The following is a 20886-nucleotide window of genomic DNA, read 5'->3' on the forward strand; positions in this document are numbered from 1 at the left end:
CATCGCGCTCGCGCATCTGTTAAACTGCCGCGCCTTATCCATCCCCCAAGGCGCATCGCATGTCTTCCTTGAATCAGGCGCTGCGCGCCGCCCTCGATAACCGTCATGACCTGCTGGCCGAGCTGCACGCCCAGGGCACCGACTGCTATCGCCTGTTCCACGGCAGCCAGGAAGGCGCCGGCGGCTTGACCATCGACCGTTACGGCCCGCAATTGCTGGTGCAGAGCTTTCATCAACGCCTTGAGCGCGATGACCTGCTGCAACTGCACGAAGCCATCAATCGCCACCTGGGCCTCGACCTGCTGCTGGTCTACAACGACCGCTCCCAAGGCAACTCGCGTATCGACCGCGAAGACACCGTGTACCGTGCCGACGATGCCGCCCTGGCCGATACCGTGGGTCATGAATGGGGCCTCAAGTACCGGGTGCGCGGGCGCCATGCCGGGCAAGACCCGTTGCTGTTCCTGGATTTGCGCAACGCGCGTGGCTGGGTCAAGCAACACAGTGCCGGCAAAAGCGTGCTCAACCTCTTCTCCTACACCTGCGGCGTGGGCCTGAGTGCTGCTGCAGGCGGGGCAAGCGAGGTGTGCAACCTCGATTTCGCCGAAGGCAATCTGGCGGTTGGTCGTGAGAACGGCTTGCTCAACCCTGAACTGGCGAAGATGAAATTCGTACAGTCCGACTACTTTGCGGCCATCCGCCAGTTGGCCGGCCTGCCGATCATTCAGCGCCGCCACAAGTTGCCCGCCTACCCGCGGCTGGAACAGCGTGAATACGACCTGGTGCTGCTCGATCCGCCGGCCTGGGCCAAGAGCGCCTTCGGTACCGTCGACCTGCTGCGCGACTACCAAAGCCTGCTCAAGCCTGCCGTGCTGACCACCGCACCTGACGGCGTGCTGATCTGCTGCAACAACCTGGCAAAGGTCAGCATGGACGACTGGCGCGAGCAGGTGTTGCGCTGTGCCGAAAAAGCGGGCCGCCCGGTTCGTGACTGGCAGGTCATGACCCCGGCCAGTGATTTTCCGTCCCTGGATCAGCAGCCACCACTGAAAACCCTGATCCTTCAATTTTAAATACGCCCTGAGTACGGCGAGCGTCTCGGAACCAGAATCGCGTGCCATACTCCAAGGCACTTCCGACTGTTATAGACGACGCCCCACATGCTCAAAGGATTGATCCGCGCCCTCGGCGCCGTGCTGATTGCTATCGCACTTTATAGCGTGCTTGGCTTCCTGATCTTGCCGGGCATTGGCCTGCGCATCATCAACCAGCAACTGGCCAACTACGCCACGGTGCCCGCCAAACTCGACCGGCTGGAGTTCAACCCCTTCAGCCTGGAGCTGACATTGTGGGGCTTGCGCGTTGGCGAGCCGGGCAAGGAGCAAGTCGGCTTCGAGCGGCTGTACACCAACCTGCAAGCCGACAGCCTGTGGACAAAAGCCCTGCACCTGGCCGCCGTAGAGCTGGACAAGCCCAAGACCGAACTGCTGTTCAACAAGGACGGTACCCTCAACCTGACCCAGCTGTTCAAGCTGCCCGCCAGTGAGCCCACCCCGGCCGACCCCGAGAGCAAACCGTTCCCGCTGCGCATCGACAACATCAAGCTGGCGGGCGGTTACCTGCACTTCACCGATATGCGCCCCAGCGAACCTATCGAATTCCTCTATGACTCGATGGACCTGGAGCTGAAAAACCTCAGCACCCTGCCTGATGACAATGCCGACATGACCCTGGTGGCCGCTGGCCCCGCAGGCGGGCGCATTGACTGGACCGGCACCCTGAGCCTGGTGCCCATTACCTCGACCGGCAAACTGAAAGTCACCGATGGCAAGATGAAGGTCTGGTGGCCCTATGTGCGCGATGCACTGCCGCTGGCACTGGAAGATGGCGTACTGAATTTCAGCACCGACTACACCCTGAACCTGTCCAAAGAAACCGAGATGGTCCTGAGCAATGCCACGGCCAGCATCGCACCGCTCAAAATCAATGCCCCCGATGGCCGCCCGCTGGTCCGTCTGGAGCGCCTGGAAGTCAGCGACACCAGCGTCGACCTGGCCAAACAGGAAGTGGTGGTCGGCAAGATCAACAGCCAGAACCTCGAAACCTGGGCCGCCCGGGAAAAAGACGGCCAACTTGACTGGCAAAAACTGTTTGCCAGCCAGCCCGAAAAAGCGCCTGCCAAAACCGCAGAAGTGGTGACCGTCGAAGCACCGAAAGCAGCCCCCGTAGCGCCGAGCAAACCCTGGGCCGTGCTGCTCAAGGATGTCGACTTGCGCGACTATCGCGTCCACCTCGCCGACAAGGAGCCGAAAACCCCTGTGGCGCTGGATGTCGGCCCGCTCAACGTGAGCCTGAAAAACTTCGACAGCCTTAACCGCTCGCCTTTTACCCTCAACCTCGACACCGGCGTGGGCAAGCAAGGCAAACTCACCGCCAGCGGCGACGTCAACCTGAGCCCGGTCAGCGCCCGGCTCAAAGTCACCACCAAAGATATCGACCTGCGTATCGCCCAGGCCTATATCGATCCCTTTATCCGCCTGGAACTGCGCAGCGGCATGCTCGGCAGCGATCTGGCGGTCGACCTCAAAAGCACCGAGCCCCTGGCCTTTACCGTGGCCGGCCGCGCCCAGGTCGATCAACTGCACACCCTGGATACCCTGAAAAACCGCGACTTCCTCAAATGGCAAAAGCTGGTGCTGGAGGATCTCAAGTACCAGCACGGCGATAGCCTGTCGCTTGCCAGGGTCAATCTCGAAAAGCCTTATGTGCGTTTCATGATCAACGATGACCGCACCACCAATATCGATGACCTGCTGATCCCGCAACCTGCCGGCAGCACCACGGCCAAAAGCACGGCCAGCAAGGAAAAACCGCTGGGCATTCATATCGGCGCCATTGCGATCAACGATGGTTCGGCCAACTTTGCCGACTTTAGCCTGACCCCCAACTTCCAGACGGCGGTTCAGCAGCTCAACGGTCTGATCGGCACCATTGACAGCCGCAACCCCAAACCTGCCCCGGTGAATATCGCAGGCAAGGTCGACCGTTATGCACCGGTGACCATCAAGGGCAGCGTCAACCCGTTTGACCCGATGGCCAGCCTGGATATTGCCACCAGCTTCAGGCGCGTCGAACTGACCACCTTGACCCCCTACTCAGGCAAGTTCGCCGGCTACCGTATCCGTAAGGGCCGTCTCAACCTCGACCTGCATTACCTGATCACCAATGGCCAGCTCAAGGCCAAAAACAAACTGGTGGTCGAGCAACTGCAACTGGGGGAAAAGGTCGACAGCCCTGACGCCGTGGACTTGCCGATCAAGCTGGCAATTGCATTGCTCAAGGACACTGACGGCAAAATCTCCATCGAGCTGCCCATCAGCGGCGACCTCAACAACCCGCAATTCAGCGTGATGCCGATTATCTGGCAGACCGTGCGCAACCTGGTGTTACGCGCCGCCCAGGCGCCCTTCAAGTTCATTGGCGGGCTGATCAACGGCGGTGGCGCCGAAGACCTGGGCACCGTGTCATTCGCGCCAGGATCAAGCGAGCTGAGCCCTGAGGCGCAAAAAGCCCTGACCACCCTGGCCCAGGCCCTGAAAGAGCGCCCGGCCTTGCGCCTGGAGATTGAAGGCACAGCGGCGCAGAGCAGTGACGGGCCCCTTATCGCCAAGGATCGACTTGAGCGCGAGTTCCAGTACACCTACTACAAGATCCTTCAGCGTCGCGGTGAGAAGGTTCCGGCCAAGGCCGGCCTGCTTACCGTACCGGAGAGCGAAAAAGGCCCGCTGCTAGAGGGCATTTATCGCACGCGTCTCAAACAACAGCCGCCTGCTGAATGGAAAGACCTGAGCCGTGACGAGCGGGCTGCGAAAATGACCGCGGCACTGATCGACTTCTGGAGCAAAAGCGAAGTGCTGTTGCGTCAGCTGGGGCAAGACCGTGCCAGCAGCATCAAGGATTACCTGGTGGATAAAGGCGGGCTGGCGGATGACCGTGTGTACTTTATCGATGCCACGCTGGGTGAAGCCGAGAGTGATGGCCGAGTGATCTCGCCGCTGCATCTGGATAGCGAGTAATGCAGAACGTTGCTGTTTTGTAGCAGCTGCCGAAGGAACGAGGCTGCGTTCGGCGACGTAGTCGTCGTAAACACGACAAACGCGGTTTGCCAGAAGCAACGGGGGTGTATGGTTTTGCGACGGCTCCGCCGCCGAACGCAGCCTCGTTCCTTCGGCAGCTGCTACGCGGACTTTCGTGACCCCCGATCCCAAATAGAACAGCCCCCGGCGCAGAACGCCGGGGGCTGTAATGGCCACATCCGTGTGGCCGTCGCATGAACCTTTTCAACAATGTCTGCAGGCGTACTGCTTGAATCACCTGCTGATCCTTGTCCCCTCGGTTCTACGAGAGAGCGTGCCTTATTCGGCTTTCAGGCCATCAGCCGATACAGCTTTAACGCCTTTGATTTTCTTGGCGATGGACACTGCGATGTCTTTTTGAGCGGAAGTCACCGGCACCATCGAGGACAGGGAAACAACACCCTTGTTGGTTTCAACCTTGATGTCAGTACCTGGAATACCTTTTTCAGTTACCAGGTCGGCTTTGACCTTGGTAGTGATCCAGGTATCAGAAGTGGCTTCCTTGGCTTTGGTTACTTCGCCTGCAGCCACCACCATAGGTGCCTGGGTGGTCGCCTGGGCAGCAAATGCAGCGTTGGCCATAGTCAGGGTCAGAGCGGTGGCAGTTGCGGCAGCGATAGCGAACTTCTTCATACGAGTAACTCCTGTCTTCTTTAGAGTCTGCGCTGACTTGCAGCAGCAGGGTTATCAGTACTATTGCAGGGCGCGTGCCAACTTCAAAAAACAAATAAACCTATATAAAACAACAACTTACAAGTTTGTCATTTTTAACCTGTCGTGCAAAATGCATGGCGCCGGTTAATTCTGCATGCAAGTTGCGGCTTTCGACTCATGGCATATGGCCCTTTGGCGCTGACTTTACTGTAGCCATAAAAAAAGGACCCCGCAGGGTCCTTTTTCAACGCAGGTATCGGCGGCTATTAAGCTTCCGAAGCCTTCGCAGCAGCAACGTCCTTGATGGACAGCTTGATACGGCCGCGGTTGTCCACGTCCAGTACCAGCACTTCCACTTCCTGACCTTCTTTCAGAATGTCAGTCACTTTCTCAACGCGAGCGTCGCTCAGCATGGAGATGTGAACCAGGCCGTCTTTGCCCGGCAGGATGTTTACGAATGCGCCGAAGTCGACGATACGCTCAACCTTGCCCACATAGATCTTGCCGATCTCGGCTTCCGCGGTGATGCCCAGAACGCGCTGACGCGCTGCTTCTGCTGCTTCCTTGGACTCGCCGAAGATCTTGATCGAACCGTCGTCTTCGATATCGATCGAAGCCTTGGTTTCTTCACAGATTGCACGGATGGTCGCGCCGCCTTTACCGATAACATCACGGATTTTGTCGGTGTCGATCTTCATTGCGATCATGGTCGGCGCGTTGGCCGACAGCTCATTGCGCGAAACGGCAATGATCTGGTTCATCTGGCCCAAGATGTTAAGGCGAGCGTCCAGGGCCTGGCCCAGTGCGATCTCCATGATTTCTTCGGTGATGCCCTTGATCTTGATGTCCATCTGCAGCGCGGTAACACCTTTGGCGGTACCCGCTACTTTGAAGTCCATGTCGCCCAGGTGGTCTTCGTCACCCAGGATGTCGGTCAGAACTGCGAACTTCTCGCCTTCCTTAACCAGACCCATGGCGATACCGGCAACCGGTGCCTTCATCGGCACACCAGCGTCCATCAGTGCCAGGGAAGCACCGCAAACCGATGCCATCGAGCTGGAACCGTTGGACTCAGTGATTTCCGATACAACACGAATGGTGTACGGGAACACGTCAGCAGCAGGCAGCATGGCCTGAACCGAACGACGGGCCAGACGGCCGTGACCGATTTCGCGACGACCAGCGCCACCCATGCGACCACACTCACCTACCGAGAACGGAGGGAAGTTGTAGTGCAGCATGAACGGGTCTTTTTTCTCGCCTTCCAGGGTGTCCAGCAGCTGTGCGTCACGCGCAGTACCCAGGGTAGCAACAACCAGCGCCTGAGTTTCACCACGGGTGAACAGGGCCGAACCGTGGGTCTTTGGCAGAACGCCGACTTCGATGTTCAGAGGGCGAACAGTCTTGGTGTCACGACCATCGATACGCGGCTTGCCGTTAACGATGTTTTCGCGAACGGTGCGGTATTCGATTTCGCCGAAAGCCGCTTTGACTTCGCTGGCAGAAGGCTGGCCTTCTTCACCGGACAGCTTGGCAACAACCTGATCCTTCAACTCGCCCAGGCGAGCGTAACGGTCGGCCTTGACGGTGATGGTGTAAGCCTGGGAGATCGCGTCGCCGAACTCGGCACGGATAGCGCCCAGCAGTGCGGTTGCTTCCGGGGCAGCAGCCCAGTCCCAGGTTGGTTTGGCAGCTTCGGCAGCCAGCTCTTTGACAGCCTGGATAACCACCTGGAATTCGTCGTGGGCAAACAGTACGGCGCCCAGCATCTGGTCTTCGGTCAGCTCTTTGGCTTCCGATTCAACCATCAATACGGCTTCCGAAGTACCGGCAACGACCATGTCCAGGCTGGAGGCAGCCAGTTGCTCGTAAGTCGGGTTCAGCAGGTAGCCGGTGCTTTCGTGGTAAGCAACGCGGGCAGCGCCGATCGGACCATCGAAAGGAATACCGGAGATAGCCAGGGCAGCCGAAGTACCGATCATCGCAGCGACGTCCGGATCGGTTTTCTTGCTGGTGGACAGAACGGTGCAGACAACCTGCACTTCGTTCATGAAACCTTCAGGGAACAGTGGACGGATCGGACGGTCGATCAGTCGCGAAGTCAGGGTCTCTTTCTCGGAAGGGCGACCTTCACGCTTGAAGAAACCGCCAGGGATTTTACCTGCAGCGTAGGTTTTTTCCTGGTAGTGAACCGACAGAGGGAAGAAGCCCTTGCCTGGATCAGCTTGCTTGGCGCCGACCACAGTCACCAATACGCTGACGTCGTCGTCAACGGTGACCAATACTGCGCCGGAAGCTTGACGGGCGATACGGCCAGTCTCGAGCGTAACGGTCGACTGACCGAACTGAAATTTTTTGATAACCGGGTTCACGGTGTCCTACCTTCTTTGTGGCTCTTGGGGAACGGGTTTCTTGCGAAAGTCATGTGCAACATCGGGTATCGACCCGACTCAGGATGCTTACGAAAACAGCCCCGTGGCAGTTTTCGTAAGAATCCGGCTAGTCCAGATAAAACTTGAGGCTGGAAGCCTGCCGTACGCCTGCGGGAAACCCGCAAACGTGCGACAGACAACCAGCCTCTAGCAACATCGCTATTAGCGACGCAGACCCAGGCGAGCGATCAGCGCTTTGTAACGCTCAACGTTCTTGCCTTTGAGGTAGTCCAGCAGCTTGCGACGCTGGTTTACCATGCGGATCAGACCACGACGGGAGTGGTGATCTTTGCTGTTAGCTTTGAAGTGACCTTGCAGCGTGTTGATGTTAAAGGTCAGCAGTGCAACCTGCACTTCTGGAGAACCTGTATCACCTGGAGCTTGCTGGTAGTCTTTTACGATTTCTGCTTTGTGTTCAACTGTAAGTGCCATTTGGCTTTCCTTTCAACTAGGGCCTGCTTGCGAACAAGACAGATCCAATGGGCCGAGGACAAATCCTCGTATTTAAATGTGAGATGTGACCGTGCCCAATAACAGCCACCCTCGTTCCAGTCTGCGCCGGAAATATTACACCCCGATGCAGCCTGGTTCCGGTCATTCCGACCGAATCAGTCGACGCGGCGCAATGCGCCCGTCTTCGCTCACTTCACCGATACCGATAAAGCGACCGTTGTGATCTTGTACCCGCACCATCCCGAACTTCGGAGCATCCGGAGCACGTACTGGCTGGCCGTTGAGCCAGTAGAACGCGCTGGCTTCGGAGAAGTGCAGCAGCGGCCAGTCAAGCAGGCCACTGTCCGACGGCATCAGGAAACGGTCAACCGCTTCATTGCCGCCTTCGGCATGCACCGCTTCCAGTTCTTCCAGTGTGACCGTCTGGGCCAGGCTGAAAGGTCCGGCATGCGTACGACGCAGTTCTGCAACGTATGCCCCGCAACCCAATTGCTCACCGATATCTTCCACAAGGGTACGGATATAGGTGCCTTTGGTGCAGTCGACGGCCAAGCGCGCAGTGTCGCCTTCGCTGGCCAGCAATTCGAGGCGGGTAATAGTAACAGAACGTGGTTCACGCTCCACCACTTCGCCTGCACGGGCCAGCTTGTAAAGCGGCTGTCCGTCACGCTTGAGCGCAGAGTACATCGGCGGTATCTGACTGATTTGCCCACGAAACTTGGGTAAAACAGCTTCAATATCGGCGCGACCAACGGTCACCGGACGCGTCTGCAAAACCTCGCCTTCAGCGTCTGCCGTGGTGGTGGTCTTGCCCAATTGCATCAGGGTTTCATAACCCTTGTCAGAATCGAGCAGGTATTGCGAAAACTTGGTGGCTTCGCCAAAGCACAGCGGCAATACACCGCTGGCCAATGGATCGAGGCTACCGGTGTGCCCTGCCTTCTCGGCATTGAGCAGCCAGCGGACTTTCTGCAGGGCCGCGTTGGAGGTGAACCCAAGAGGCTTGTCCAGCAGGATGATGCCGCTGACGTTACGACGGATACGCTTGACCTGAGCCACCGGTTACTCCTTGGTGTCTTCGGGAGCAGTGGTTTCAGGGTGCTGATTGTCTTCAGCCACTGCACGCTCGATCAAGGCGGACAGGTGAGCACCACGCACGACGCTTTCATCGTAGTGGAAGTGCAACTGCGGAACGCTGCGCAGCTTCATTTCACGCGCCAGTTGCATGCGCAGGAAACCCGCTGCCGAGTTCAGCACCTTGATGCTCTGGGCGATGTCTTCAGCGCTGTCCTGACCCATTACGGTGATGAAGATCTTGGCGTGACCGACGTCACGGCTGACTTCAACAGCAGTAATGGTGACCAGACCCACGCGCGGGTCTTTGACTTCGCGACGGATCAGCTGTGCCAGCTCGCGCTGCATCTGATCGCCGATACGTTGGGTACGGCTATATTCTTTTGCCATGTCTTGTTACCTGTTACTCACCCATGGGAAACCCATGCGTTCTGAAAGCGGCAAACGCCCGGCCTGACAGAAGCCGGACCGGGCGTTGCGTTTAGAGTCCAGGCCGAGCGCTGCGCAAATGCATGCGCGGGCTCGTCCTCGCTCTTGAGGCTCGCGATTTAGAGGCTGCGAGCAACCTGGACCTTCTCGAACACTTCGATCTTGTCACCGACTTTAACGTCGTTGTAGCTCTTGACGCCGATACCGCATTCCATGCCGGCACGCACTTCGGACATGTCATCCTTGAAGCGACGCAGGGATTCCAGCTCGCCTTCGTAGATAACGATGTCTTCACGCAGTACGCGGATTGGACGGTTACGGTGAACAACACCTTCCAGCACCATGCAACCTGCAACCGCGCCAAACTTCGGCGAGCGGAACACGTCACGGACTTCGGCGATACCCAGGATGTTCTCCCGAACGTCGCTGCCAAGCATGCCGGTAAGGGCTTTCTTGACGTCTTCGATGATGTCGTAGATGACGTTGTAGTAACGCATGTCCAGGCCTTCCTGCTCGACAATCTTGCGAGCGCCGGCATCGGCACGCACGTTGAAGCCAAACAGTACAGCGTTGGAGGCCAGTGCCAGGTTAGCGTCGCTCTCGGTGATACCACCGACACCGCCGCCCACTACGCGCACTTGCACTTCATCGTTACCCAGGCCGCTCAGAGCGCCCTGCAGAGCTTCCAACGAACCACGGACGTCAGATTTGAGGACGATGTTAAGCGTCTTCTTCTCTTCCTGGCCCATGTTCTCGAAGATGTTTTCCAGCTTGCCTGCGTGAGCACGCGCCAGTTTCACTTCGCGGAACTTGCCTTGACGGAACAGGGCAACTTCACGCGCCTTCTTCTCGTCGGTCATTACGCTCATCTCGTCGCCAGCATCTGGCGTACCGTCCAGGCCGAGGATCTCGACAGGGATGGATGGACCGGCTTCCTTGATAGGCTTGCCGTTCTCGTCGAGCATGGCGCGGATGCGGCCGTAGTTGGAACCGACCAGAACCATGTCGCCTTGGCGCAGGGTACCGTCTTGAACCAGAACGGTTGCAACAGGGCCACGGCCTTTGTCCAGACGGGACTCAACCACTACGCCACGGCCAGGAGCCGATGGTGTTGCCTTGAGTTCCAGAACTTCGGCTTGCAGCAATACGGCTTCGAGCAATTCGTCAACGCCAGTACCCATTTTCGCCGAGACCGAAACAAACGGAGTGTCACCACCCCACTCTTCCGACGTCACGCCGTGAACGGACAGTTCGCTGCGAATGCGATCGAGGTCAGCACCTGGCTTGTCGATCTTGTTCACTGCAACAACCAGCGGCACGCCAGCGGCTTTCGCATGCTGAACAGCTTCGATGGTCTGCGGCATTACGCCGTCGTCTGCAGCCACAACCAGAATCACGATGTCAGTTGCCTTGGCACCACGAGCACGCATTGCGGTAAACGCAGCGTGACCCGGGGTGTCGAGGAACGTGACCATGCCGCGTTCGGTTTCAACGTGGTACGCACCGATGTGCTGAGTAATACCACCGGCTTCGCCAGCAGCTACCTTGGCACGACGGATGTAGTCGAGCAGGGACGTTTTACCGTGGTCAACGTGGCCCATTACGGTCACAACCGGAGCACGGGAGAACGACTCGCCTTCGAACTTCAGGGACTCGGCCAGGGAATCTTCCAGGGCGTTGTCGCTGACCAGAGTCACTTTGTGGCCCAGTTCTTCAGCAACCAGTTGGGCAGTTTCCTGATCCAGTACCTGGTTGATGGTCGCTGGAGTACCCAGCTTGAACATGAACTTGATGACTTCGGCAGCCTTGACCGACATCTGTGCAGCCAAATCGCCGACAGTGATGGTCTCGCCAATCTGCACGTCACGAACAACAGGGCCGGTTGGGCTCTGGAAACCGTGAGCGTTGCGCTTCTTCAGCTTGCCCTTGCCACGACCACCGCGACGGAAGCTGTCGCTTTCTTCGTCGGAAGTACGCGGAGCAACACGTGGAGTCGGTGCTTTTTCTTTAACCGAGGCACGATGCGGAGCGTTTTTGCGATCGCCGTCACCACTGCCGCGACGATTGTTGTCGTCTGCGCGTGGTTTGTCCGGGCGACGCTGTTCGTCACGCTTGCGTGCATCAGCGGCTGGAGCCGGTGCTGGCGCTGCGGCTTGCACAGGTGCAGGCGCTGCAGCGGCCGGAGCCGGAGCTGCAACAGGAGCAGATGCAGGCTGGCGGCGCGCTTCTTCTTCGGCGCGACGCTTGGACTCTTCTTCAGCCTTTTGACGTGCGGCATTTTCTACTGCACGACGTTCATCCATCTCACGTTTGCGCTCGGCTTCGATTTCTTCCGGGCTTTGCTGTACGAAGACTTTCTTCTTGCGTACTTCAACGCTGATGCTTTTGCTGCCAGCTACACGCAGGGTGCTGGTGGTTTTACGCTGCAAAGTGATCTTGCGCGGTTCTTCCACTTTAGCCTTGTGGCTGCTTTTCAGGTGAGTCAGCAGAGCCTGCTTCTCACTATCGGTTACATTCTGCTCGGCGGCGTTGTGCGGCAGACCTGCCTCACGCATCTGCTGCAACAGGCGCTCAACCGGTGTTTTGACCTCATCGGCCAGTTGTTTCACCGTGACTTGCGTCATGCATTTCTCTCCTCAGGCCGCGCCTAATTACTCGAACCAATGGGCTCGGGCGGCCATGATCAACTTGCCGGCACGATCATCGTCAATGCCGTCGATGTCGAGCAGGTCGTCAATAGACTGCTCGGCCAGGTCTTCGCGGGTAATTACGCCGCGCACCGCCAGTTCCATCGCCAAATCCTTGTCCATACCCTCAAGCGAGAGCAGGTCTTCGGCCGGATGGGCGTCTGCCAGCTTTTCCTCAGTAGCGATGGCTTTAGTCAACAGTCGATCCTTGGCGCGAGCGCGAAGCTCGTTGACGGTATCTTCGTCAAAGCCATCGATGTTGAGCATTTCCTCCACCGGTACGTAGGCAATCTCTTCCAGGCTAGTAAAGCCTTCATCAACCAGTACCTGCGCCAGGTCTTCATCAACTTCCAGCTCTTCGATGAAGTTGCGCAGGATATCGCCGGTTTCTGCTTGCTGCTTGGCCTGGATGTCCGATTCGGTCATCACGTTCAGGGTCCAGCCGGTCAACTGGCTGGCCAGACGTACGTTCTGACCGCCGCGACCAATCGCCTGGGCCAGATTGTCTGCGCCAACGGCGATGTCCATTGCATGGGCATCTTCGTCGACGATAATAGCCGCCACTTCTGCTGGCGACATTGCGTTGATCACGAACTGCGCCGGGTTGTCATCCCAAAGGACGATATCCACTCGCTCTCCGCCCAATTCGCCGGACACTGCCTGGACGCGCGAACCGCGCATACCGATGCAGGCACCTTGCGGATCAATGCGCTTGTCTTTCGAGCGAACAGCTATTTTAGCGCGTGATCCAGGATCGCGGGAGGCCGCCATCACTTCGATCAGGCCTTCGGAGATTTCTGGCACTTCAATGCGGAACAGTTCGATCAGCATCTCTGGCGCGGTACGCGACAGGATCAGCTGAGGACCGCGGTTTTCAGTGCGGATTTCCTTGAGCAATGCGCGAAGGCGTACGCCAACACGGAAAGTCTCACGCGAAATGATGTCTTCACGGGCCAGCAACGCTTCAGCGTTGTTACCCAGGTCAACGATCACATTGTCGCGAGTCACCTTTTTAACGGTGCCGGAAATGATTTCGCCCAGACGCTCACGATAGGCATCGACTACTTGAGCACGCTCGGCTTCGCGAACTTTTTGCACGATGACCTGTTTGGCCGTCTGTGCAGCAATCCGACCGAATTCGATAGAATCGATTTTCTCTTCGATAATATCGCCGGCTTTCGCGCCTGGCTGTTTCGCCTGGGCCTGGTCTACAGCCAACTCGTATGCTGGATCATCCAGATCTTCGTCTTCGACCACAGTCCAGCGACGGAAAGTCTCATAGTTACCGGTGTGGCGATTGATTTCCACACGCAGTTCGACTTCGTCTTCAAAACGCTTTTTAGTAGCGGTGGCCAGAGCCAGCTCCAGCGCTTCAAAAATAACGTTTGCCGGTACGCCCTTTTCATTGGACACCGACTCAACAACCAGCAGTACTTCTTTGCTCATCGTACGCCTCGCCTTTCGCAAGCCATTGGATCCGCGGGATCCGCGTCTCAGTCAAAACTGGGAATAATGTTGGCCTTGTCGATCATATCGATCGGCAACAGGAATTCATGGTCTTCAACCTGCACCACGATGTCCTGCTCTTCTACGCCGCGCAGAAGGCCCTGAAAGTTACGTCGCCCTTCAAAAGGCGAGCGCAGCTTGATCTTCACTTGCTCACCGACAAATTGGGCAAACTGTTCAAGCGTGAACAGTGGGCGTTCCATGCCAGGAGAAGAAACTTCAAGGGTGTATTCAACAGCGATAGGATCTTCGACATCCAGAACGCCGCTGATCTGACGACTCACGATTGCGCAGTCATCCACCAGTACGCCGCCTTCCTTGTCGATATACACACGCAACATTGAATGGCGGCCTTGAGCCGAAAATTCAATACCCCAGCATTCATAGCCAAGGGCCACGACCACCGGGGCCAACAAGTCCTGCAACTGTTCTAGCTTGCTCGACACCTGAACCCCCTAGTGCATGTTTGTGCATGCTGTGCAAAATGAAAAAATGGGCGAAGCGCCCATCTCTGAAACGTCGTTGAATACCGACGCTATAAAGTGTCCAGCTAACAAAAAGCCCCTGAAAAGGGGCTCCGCTGAAACTGGTTGCGGGAGCCGGATTTGAACCGACGACCTTCGGGTTATGAGCCCGACGAGCTACCAGACTGCTCCATCCCGCGACAAAGCTGGAGCGGAAGTATACGGTTGATCCCTTGACGGGTCAATCTAACCTTCCACATACAAGAAAGCCCGCTACTGCGGGCATTCTTGATAATTGGTACCGAGAAGGGGACTCGAACCCCTACACCCTATGGGCACAACCACCTCAAGGTTGCGTGTCTACCAATTCCACCACCTCGGCAATACAACGTTTACATCATGAAACCCGTTTTACTTTTGCTCTTGAGCTGGAGGTACGTCAGTCGCAGGAGTTGCCGACTTTTGCTCTTGAAGCACCGGAACATCATCTGAAGCCGGTTTTTGCACTGGTACTTCCAACACCGCTGGGTTTGGCAAACCTACTTGAGTCAGCTGTTCAGCTTTCTCTTTAGCAAAGTAACCTAACCCTAAGCTGGTTATGAAAAAACCTGCGGCAAGTATAGCAGTAAACTTACTAAGAAAGGTAGAGGAACCTTGGCTTCCGAACACAGTATTTGATGCACCTGCGCCGAAAGATGCTCCAGCATCCGCTCCCTTGCCCTGTTGCAGCAAAACCAGGGCAATCACACCCAATGCTGTCAACAGATGAAACACAGTTACGACGTTATCCAGCATTTTCAGTTTCCTGCGGCACGAATGATCGCACCGAACTCATCTGCATTCAGGGAAGCCCCGCCAATGAGTCCCCCATCGATATCCGGCATGCTGAACAGTTCGACCGCATTGGCCGCCTTCACGCTGCCGCCGTATAGAAGCCGCACACCTTGTGCCACTTCAGAATTCTTTTGCGCCAGCTGTGCGCGAATGGCCGCATGCACATCTTGCGCTTGCTGTGGCGATGCGGTCAGCCCGGTGCCAATGGCCCAGACCGGCTCGTATGCAATCACGGCATTTACAAAAGCATCGATGCCAAACTCGTCAATCACGGCATTCAGCTGACGCTCTACCACTTCAAGCGTTTGTCCCGCTTCGCGCTGCTCCAGGGTCTCCCCTATGCACAGCACTGGCGTCAAGCCAGAGGCTTGGGCCGCTGCAAACTTGCGATTGAGTGTCTCATCCTGCTCACCCAGAATCAGGCGGCGTTCAGAGTGTCCCACAAGCACCAGCTTGCAACCTGCGTCTGCCAACTGGCTAGAGGAAACCTCGCCAGTCAGCGCGCCCTGCCCCGACTCCACTGCCGTATCCTGAGCACCGACCGAAATCGCTGCGCCTTGCAAGCCATTGATAACACGATCAATAAACAGCTGAGGCGGAAATACTGCAACATCAACATCGTTTGGCAGGACCAGACCACGCAGACCGTCGATCAGCTCAGCGACGCTGGCGCGGGTACCGTGCATCTTCCAGTTACCAGCTACCATAGTGCGACGCATGCTTTACCTCGTCGGTCAAAGTGGGCGCAGATGTTACCCAACCAAATCAAAGCTGGCAAGCCGAATTCAGGAACAAACTTCACTTACCAGTTTTGCCAGCTCTTCGGCGTAGCCGCGAACCATGTTTTCGTCATCGCCTTCGACCATGACACGCACCAGAGGCTCTGTTCCAGACTTGCGCAGCAACACGCGACCACGACCCTTCATGGCCGCCGTCACTCGCGCGCACGCCTCTTTGACAGCCGGAAGCTCAACAGGGTCAACGCCACCTGCAAAGCGCACGTTCAACAGCACTTGCGGGCACTTGCGCAGCGCCTGGCGCGACTGGGCCAGGCTTTCGTCGCGACGACGCAAGGACAGCAACACCTGCAGCGCCGCAATGATCGCATCGCCCGTCGTGGTGTGCTGGAAGCACACAATATGCCCGGAGTTTTCACCCCCCACCAGCCAGTTACGCTCTTGCAGGGCCGCGATCACATAACGGTCACCGACATTGGCGCGCACGAACTCAATACCCAGGTCAGCCAATGCCAGCTCAAGGCCAAGGTTGCTCATCAGCGTACCAACAACGCCACCCTGCAACTTGCCACGTTCGTGCAAGTCACGGGCAATGATAAACAACAGCTCATCGCCATCGACCACGGCACCGGTATGGTCAACCATCAATACCCGGTCGCCGTCGCCATCAAAGGCAATACCCAGGTCCGCACCTTCAGCCACCACGGCCGCCTGCAACTGACCCATATGGGTCGAACCGCAGTTTTCGTTGATGTTCAGGCCATCAGGCTGAGCCGACAGCACAACGACTTGAGCACCCAGCTCCTTGAAGACACTTGGCGCAACCTTGTAGGTCGCACCGTGGGCGCAGTCGAGAACAATCTTCATGCCGCTGAATTTGGTGCTGCTTGGCACACTGCTTTTGCAAAATTCGATATAACGGCCCGGCGCATCATTGATCCGCGAGACCTTGCCGAGCTTGTCGGAATCGACAACCGTCATCGGCGCATCCAGCAACTCTTCGATCATCAGCTCAACGTCGTCAGGCAGCTTGGTGCCCTCGCCGGAGAAGAACTTGATGCCGTTATCGTCATGGGGGTTGTGCGAAGCGCTGATCACGATGCCCGCTTCCGCATGGAAGGTGCGGGTCAGGTAGGCAATGGCCGGCGTGGGCATAGGCCCCAGCAGCATCACATCCGCCCCGGCAGCCGACAAGCCGGCCTCAAGGGCAGACTCGAACATGTAACCCGAGATGCGGGTGTCCTTGCCTACCAGGATCCGGCAAGCGCCCTTGCTGCGAAACGCCATGCCCGCTGCCCAGCCCAACTTGAGCATAAAGTCAGGGGTAATCGGATAAACGCCGACCCGACCACGAATACCGTCGGTGCCAAAATACTTCTTTGTCATAAGTGCTCCATCATTCTTAGTCGGCGGCATCTACCGCTGCGATCATCCGTACCACATCAACTGTTTCGGCAACATCATGGACACGCAAAATACGCGCGCCCTTGGTCATCGCCAATGCCGCAAGAGCCAGGCTGCCATAGAGCCGCTCTGCAACTGGCCGGTTCAGTGTCTGCCCGACCATGCTTTTACGAGACACGCCCACCAGCAAAGGCCGACCCAGTGCATGCAGGGCCTCCATATGCTTGAACAGGCTCAAATTGTGCTGCAAGGTTTTGGCAAAACCAAACCCCGGGTCCAGCACGATGCGCTCAGGCCCGATGCCTGCTGCTGCACAACGCACCATGCTGTCAGCCAGAAACGCCGACACCTCGCCGACCAGATCTTCGTAGTGCGGATTGTCCTGCATGTCGCCGGGCTCGCCGAGCATATGCATCAGACACACCGGCAAGCCGGTGGCTGCTGCAGCCTGCAAGGCCCCTTCACGGCGCAGCGAGCGCACGTCATTGATCAACCCTGCGCCAAGGCGCGCAACCTCGGTCATGACCATTGGCGCGGATGTATCGACCGAAATAATCACATCCAGTTCCCGAGCGATACGCTCGACAACCGGCGCAACCCGGTCGAGCTCTGCCTGCGGGGAGACCACAGGAGCACCAGGGCGGGTTGACTCGCCACCAACATCAATCAGGGTCGCACCGGCCAACACCATCGCCTCTGCATGGCGCAGAGCCGCGTCCAGCGGTGCGAAGCGGCCGCCATCGGAAAAGGAATCGGGGGTGACATTGAGGATGCCCATAACATGCGTATGGGCCAAATCAAGAACCCGGTTGCCGCAAGGCAACCGGGTTGAGGACTGAACAGAAGTCATTTCAAGCCTTATTGATCAGCAGCAGGGCCGCCGATAGGTGTTTCCGGGCGCTCGGTTTTATCCAGCGTAGGGGCAGTCGGGGTACCCGAGTTGCCATCTTCCCAGTCACGAGGCTCGCGTGGCGGACGACCCGCCATGATGTCGTCGATCTGATCGGCATCGATCGTTTCGTACTTCATCAACGCGTCAGCCATTGCATCCAGCTTGTCGCGGTTATCTGTCAGGATCTGCTTGGCGGTGTTGTAGCACTGGTCAATGATGCTGCGCACTTCGGAGTCGATCAGCTTGGCTGTCTCGCCCGATACGTTTGCAGACTGACCACCACCACGACCCAGGTAGGACTCTTCGTCCTCGGCATACATCAGCGGGCCGAGCTTCTCGGACAAGCCCCACTTGGTCACCATGTTGCGGGCAATCTGGCTGGCTCGCATGATGTCATTGGAAGCGCCGGTGGTCACACCGTCGAAACCCAGGGTCATCTCTTCAGCGATACGGCCACCATAGAGCGAGCAGATCTGGCTGATCAGCGCACGCTTGGACAGGCTATAGCGATCTTCTTCCGGCAGGAACATGGTCACGCCCAGGGCACGGCCACGAGGAATGATCGACACCTTGTAGACCGGATCATGCTCTGGCACCACGCGACCCACGATAGCGTGACCCGCTTCGTGATAAGCCGTGTTGCGCTTTTCTTTATCCGACATGACCATCGATTTGCGCTCGGCGCCCATCATGATCTTGTCCTTGGCCAGCTCGAACTCTTTCATTTCAACAACACGCTTGCCGGTACGCGCCGCGAACAGGGAAGCCTCGTTGACCAGGTTGGCCAGGTCAGCACCCGAGAAGCCCGGCGTACCACGTGCAATAACGGCCGGCTGGACATCATCGCCCATTGGCACTTTGCGCATGTGGACCTTGAGAATCTGCTCGCGGCCACGAATGTCCGGCAAGCCCACCACGACCTGACGGTCGAAACGGCCCGGACGCAGCAGCGCCGGGTCAAGTACGTCAGGACGGTTGGTGGCGGCAATCACGATGATGCCGTCGTTCATCTCAAAGCCGTCCATCTCAACCAGCAACTGGTTAAGGGTCTGCTCGCGCTCGTCATGACCGCCGCCCATACCGTTACCACGGTGACGACCGACCGCATCGATTTCATCGATAAAGATGATGCAAGGCGCGTGTTTCTTGGCCTGCTCAAACATGTCACGCACGCGGCTGGCGCCAACGCCCACGAACATTTCAACAAAGTCGGAACCGGAGATGGTGAAGAACGGCACCTTGGCCTCACCCGCAATCGCCTTGGCGATCAGGGTCTTACCGGTACCCGGTGGACCCACCATCAGCACGCCACGCGGAATGCGACCGCCCAGGCGCTGGAACTTGCCCGGATCGCGCAGGAACTCAACCAGCTCGCCCACTTCTTCCTTGGCTTCATCGCAACCTGCTACGTCAGCCAGGGTCGTCTTGACCTGGTCTTCCGACAGCAGTCGCGCCTTGCTCTTGCCAAAGCTCATCGGGCCGCCTTTACCGCCGGCACCGCCCTGCATCTGGCGCATCATGAACATGAAGACCGCGATGATGACCAGGATCGGGAAGCTGGCAACCAGCAACTGGGTCCAGATGCTTTGTTGCTCAGGCAATTTGCCTTCAACGGTTACGTGGTTATCCACCAGGTCGCCGATCAAACCGTTGTCCTGAATAGCCGGACGGATGGTCTTGAAGGTATCGCCATCGCTGCGTTTGCCGGTAATCACGTAGCCATCCACGGCAACGCGCTCGACCTTGCCATCCTTAACTTGCTGGATGAAGTCGGAATAGTTGAGGGTTTGTGGCTCGTTTGGACTGGAGAAGTTGTTCATCACTGTCACCAGGACAGCGGCGATGATCAACCACAGGATCAGATTCTTTGCCATATCGTTCAATTAGCTACCCTCTGAAGCACAAGCCCCGCTACTGAAGCGTGCTTCGCATGATATTCACCGGCATAACTTACTACATTGCCTACAACCCTTGCAGGCTCCGTCTGTAACCCTTTGTGAAACTTTGCCTACACAATATTCGTTATGCCAGATCTGTAAAGCGATTCAAAAAAATCTATCGCCCTTGTTACAGACGTTCATCACTGGCCGAACCTTCAACACCGCGGAAGCCGCGCCCCAGCAAATACTGCTCGCGGGACCTGTCTCGCGACGAAGACGGCTTGCGCATCTGTACCTTGTCAAACAGCTTGCGAATGTCCTTGTGGTACTGGTCGAAGCCTTCACCCTGGAAAACCTTGATCAGAAAATCACCACCTGGACGTAGGACGCGACCGGCAAGGTCCAGTGCCAATTCGCACAGAAACATTGCCCGCGGCATATCGACAGCTGCCAATCCACTCATATTGGGGGCCATATCTGAAATCACAAGGTCTACTTGTGTATTTCCGACGGCCTCGAGGATCTGTGCAAGCACGGCGTCCTCGGTAAAGTCGCCCTTGATGAAGGTCACATCCGGGATGCTGTCCATGTCCAGGATGTCGGAAGCAATCAAACGCCCCTGGCCACCGATCAGACGACTGGTCACCTGCGACCAGCCACCCGGGGCCGCGCCCAGGTCGATAACGGTCATGCCAGGACGAATCAGCTTGTCGCGCTCCTGGATCTCCAGCAATTTGTAGCTGGCGCGGGAGCGATACCCGTCTTTTTGCGCCATTTTGACGTACGGGTCGTTGAAATGTTCTTTCAGCCAGTTAAGGCTAGTCTTGGAACGGGCCACGGGCCACCTCAAAAATTTTAAACGGGTCGTGATTAACTGGGCGGTCTGGGACTCGCTCGGGTAAACTGGCCGCCGCTTTTTACAAGATCAGACACAGGGGTCAGATTATGCCGCTCACTCAAGAGCAGAAGAAACAGTACAAATCCATTGGCCACCATCTGAAACCAGTTTTGACTGTGGCTGACAATGGTTTGACTGAAGGTGTTTTAGCCGAACTCGAACGCGCATTGGGCGATCACGAGCTGATTAAAATCAAAGTCAACATCCTGGATCGCGAATCCCGCCTGGAGGCCATTGCAGAACTGTGCAAGGCAGGCAAAGCGGAACTGGTACAGGTTATCGGCAAAATGGCGCTTCTGTACCGCAAGAACGTCAATGTAAACAAGCAACTGTCGAACATCCATCGCTTCAAGTGATGTCGACAAGGGTCAAGGGTGCGCCTGGCGCGCCCTGAAACTCTTCCAGG

17 protein-coding genes and 2 tRNA genes are annotated in these 20886 nt (G+C 57.3%); 3 read left to right on the forward strand and 16 right to left on the reverse strand.

Going from position 1 to position 20886, the window contains the following annotated elements:
• Nucleotides 1-59 precede the first annotated feature (59 nt).
• Both BFC21_RS14635 and BFC21_RS14640 read left to right on the forward strand, forming a co-directional pair.
• A complete protein-coding gene (locus BFC21_RS14635; protein WP_088378197.1) occupies nt 60-1073 on the forward strand; it encodes a class I SAM-dependent rRNA methyltransferase in 1014 nt (337 codons plus the stop codon).
• 87 nt (nt 1074-1160) lie between these two features.
• Nucleotides 1161-4076: a DUF748 domain-containing protein gene (locus BFC21_RS14640; protein ID WP_120266286.1), complete on the forward strand. Its 2916-nt coding sequence runs from the start codon at nt 1161-1163 to the stop codon at nt 4074-4076.
• A gap of 339 nt (nt 4077-4415) precedes the next feature.
• On the opposite strand, the gene BFC21_RS14645 is transcribed toward BFC21_RS14640, so the two are convergent.
• From BFC21_RS14645 to rlmE, 16 genes are all read right to left on the reverse strand, one after another.
• Nucleotides 4416-4769 carry a BON domain-containing protein gene (locus BFC21_RS14645; protein ID WP_016783431.1) on the reverse strand — a complete coding sequence of 118 codons (354 nt, stop codon included), beginning with the start codon at nt 4767-4769 and terminating at the stop codon, nt 4416-4418.
• 287 nt (nt 4770-5056) lie between these two features.
• Nucleotides 5057-7162, reverse strand: a complete 2106-nt coding sequence (gene pnp / locus BFC21_RS14650; protein WP_088378199.1) for a polyribonucleotide nucleotidyltransferase — start codon at nt 7160-7162, stop codon at nt 5057-5059.
• A 222-nt stretch (nt 7163-7384) separates the two neighbouring features.
• Nucleotides 7385-7654: a 30S ribosomal protein S15 gene (gene rpsO, locus BFC21_RS14655; RefSeq protein ID WP_016783433.1), complete on the reverse strand. Its 270-nt coding sequence runs from the start codon at nt 7652-7654 to the stop codon at nt 7385-7387.
• Between the two features lie 162 nt (nt 7655-7816).
• Nucleotides 7817-8734, reverse strand: a complete 918-nt coding sequence (truB, locus tag BFC21_RS14660; RefSeq protein ID WP_016783434.1) for a tRNA pseudouridine(55) synthase TruB — start codon at nt 8732-8734, stop codon at nt 7817-7819.
• A 3-nt stretch (nt 8735-8737) separates the two neighbouring features.
• The gene (gene rbfA / locus BFC21_RS14665; protein ID WP_016783435.1) at nt 8738-9139 is read right to left on the reverse strand and encodes a 30S ribosome-binding factor RbfA; all 402 of its coding nucleotides are present in this window, start codon (nt 9137-9139) and stop codon (nt 8738-8740) included.
• Nucleotides 9140-9297: 158 nt separating this feature from the next.
• Nucleotides 9298-11802: a translation initiation factor IF-2 gene (gene infB / locus BFC21_RS14670; RefSeq protein ID WP_095002554.1), complete on the reverse strand. Its 2505-nt coding sequence runs from the start codon at nt 11800-11802 to the stop codon at nt 9298-9300.
• Nucleotides 11803-11829: 27 nt separating this feature from the next.
• Complete coding sequence (gene nusA, locus BFC21_RS14675) at nt 11830-13311, reverse strand: transcription termination factor NusA (RefSeq protein ID WP_016783437.1); 1482 nt, start codon at nt 13309-13311, stop codon at nt 11830-11832.
• Between the two features lie 47 nt (nt 13312-13358).
• Nucleotides 13359-13817, reverse strand: a complete 459-nt coding sequence (gene rimP / locus BFC21_RS14680) for a ribosome maturation factor RimP (protein ID WP_016783438.1) — start codon at nt 13815-13817, stop codon at nt 13359-13361.
• A gap of 141 nt (nt 13818-13958) precedes the next feature.
• A tRNA-Met gene (locus BFC21_RS14685) sits at nt 13959-14035 on the reverse strand.
• A 96-nt stretch (nt 14036-14131) separates the two neighbouring features.
• Nucleotides 14132-14217 (reverse strand) — tRNA-Leu (locus BFC21_RS14690).
• Between the two features lie 29 nt (nt 14218-14246).
• Nucleotides 14247-14630: a preprotein translocase subunit SecG gene (gene secG / locus BFC21_RS14695; protein WP_003439612.1), complete on the reverse strand. Its 384-nt coding sequence runs from the start codon at nt 14628-14630 to the stop codon at nt 14247-14249.
• 2 nt (nt 14631-14632) lie between these two features.
• The gene (tpiA, locus tag BFC21_RS14700) at nt 14633-15388 is read right to left on the reverse strand and encodes a triose-phosphate isomerase (RefSeq protein WP_086798772.1); all 756 of its coding nucleotides are present in this window, start codon (nt 15386-15388) and stop codon (nt 14633-14635) included.
• 66 nt (nt 15389-15454) lie between these two features.
• Entirely contained in the window at nt 15455-16792 is a 1338-nt protein-coding gene (gene glmM / locus BFC21_RS14705; protein WP_120266287.1) for a phosphoglucosamine mutase, read from the reverse strand.
• Nucleotides 16793-16808: 16 nt separating this feature from the next.
• Nucleotides 16809-17660, reverse strand: coding sequence for a dihydropteroate synthase (folP, locus tag BFC21_RS14710; RefSeq protein ID WP_088378201.1), 852 nt, complete (start codon nt 17658-17660; stop codon nt 16809-16811).
• 8 nt (nt 17661-17668) lie between these two features.
• A complete protein-coding gene (gene ftsH / locus BFC21_RS14715; RefSeq protein WP_088378202.1) occupies nt 17669-19576 on the reverse strand; it encodes an ATP-dependent zinc metalloprotease FtsH in 1908 nt (635 codons plus the stop codon).
• 193 nt (nt 19577-19769) lie between these two features.
• A complete protein-coding gene (gene rlmE / locus BFC21_RS14720) occupies nt 19770-20420 on the reverse strand; it encodes a 23S rRNA (uridine(2552)-2'-O)-methyltransferase RlmE (RefSeq protein ID WP_016783443.1) in 651 nt (216 codons plus the stop codon).
• 107 nt (nt 20421-20527) lie between these two features.
• Between rlmE and yhbY the strand changes: the two genes are divergently transcribed.
• The gene (gene yhbY / locus BFC21_RS14725) at nt 20528-20836 is read left to right on the forward strand and encodes a ribosome assembly RNA-binding protein YhbY (protein ID WP_003439595.1); all 309 of its coding nucleotides are present in this window, start codon (nt 20528-20530) and stop codon (nt 20834-20836) included.
• The last annotated feature ends 50 nt before the right edge of the window (nt 20837-20886 follow it).

This window comes from Pseudomonas sp. TMW 2.1634, assembly GCF_001703595.1.
GTDB lineage: Bacteria > Pseudomonadota > Gammaproteobacteria > Pseudomonadales > Pseudomonadaceae > Aquipseudomonas > Aquipseudomonas fragi.